Origin of the sequence: Mesorhizobium sp. M2A.F.Ca.ET.067.02.1.1, assembly GCF_004023285.1 — a bacterium.
Lineage (GTDB): Bacteria > Pseudomonadota > Alphaproteobacteria > Rhizobiales > Rhizobiaceae > Mesorhizobium.
This window is the reverse complement of record NZ_RZSB01001162.1, coordinates 1-1,186: the sequence shown is the minus strand read 5'-3', so window position 1 is coordinate 1,186 and position 1,186 is coordinate 1. Positions and strand designations below refer to the sequence as shown.

Sequence of the window (1,186 nt, the reverse complement as noted above, 5' to 3'; positions counted from 1 at the left end):
GTCGGGAACACCACCACCGGGCGCCCGGCATGACCGTAGCGCTTGTATTCCATGTCTCGGCCGAGATTACGGGCATGGCCCTTGTGATAGGAGACGTCCATCGGCTCAGGCCTTTTCCGCGTGGATATAGTCGACCGCCTGGCGCAGCGCCTTCTGATCCTTCGAACGCATCTGGTAGGCGTAATTGCCCATGGCGCGGCTGAAGACCTCTTCGATGGCTTGGTGATGGACGATCTTGTCGCCATGGGCGGCTAGCACGTCCGCATGGCTGTGCAAATAGTCGATATGGCGTTTGCGGCTGGCATAGGCGGTGAAATACTTCCCCTTGTAGGGGCCTCCGGCGGCATCCTTGACCACCATGTCGGCCCAGGCGGCATAGACGTCGATGTCGAATGTGTAGTTGATGGCGTCTGTCATCCAGGCGCCGGGCGGGCGCATGTTGACCTCGAGCGCGATGACGCGCTTGTCCTTGGTCTCGAACAGCTCGATGTGGAAGAAGCGCTCGCGCACGTCGAACGCTTTGAGGATCTTGCGCCCCGCCTCCTCCACCGCGGGCGTGATTTCGGGGAAGCAGGTGTAGCTCATGTGGCGGTCCTTGTTGACCGCGTCCATGATGCTCTGGTCGTAGCGGTGGCTGGCCGCCAGCACAACCTCGCCGTCGCGGTTGACCAGCCCATCGAAGGTCACCACCAGCCCCTCGATGAACTGTTCCATGACGAAGGTGACGTCCTCCGGCTTATCCCTGAAGAACTGGTCGAGCTCCCTGGCATTGGAGATCTTGAACGTATTGGAGGCGCCCGAGCCGGAATCCGGCTTGACCACCACCGGATAGCCGACACGGCGGATGAAAGTCATCGCGCCGGCACGGTCGGAGCATTTGCGCTGCGGAATGGTCTCGACGCCGCTTTTGCGGAAGAAGGCGCGCATGCGGCTCTTCCGCTTGAGATTCTTCACGAAGTCAAGCTTTGTGCCATAGATGTTGAAGTCGGTTCGAATATTGGCTTCGAGCTCCAGCCAATGCTCGTTGAGCGACTCGAAGCGATCGATGCGGCCCCATTTGTGGATGAAATGGCCCATCGCCCGGAACACGGCATCGTAATCCTCCATGTCGGCGATGCGGTAATATTCCGAAAGCGCGGCCTTCAGCTTGCCGTTCAGGGTCTCGTAGGGCGCATCGCCGATGCCG

At 60.4% G+C, this 1,186-nt stretch carries 1 protein-coding gene; it reads right to left on the bottom strand.

The window, feature by feature from the left end:
- Positions 1–105: 105 nt before the first annotated feature.
- A partial coding sequence (locus EOA28_RS36385) for an ATP-grasp domain-containing protein (RefSeq protein WP_128315874.1) occupies positions 106–1,186 on the bottom strand: 1,081 nt, incomplete at its 5' end.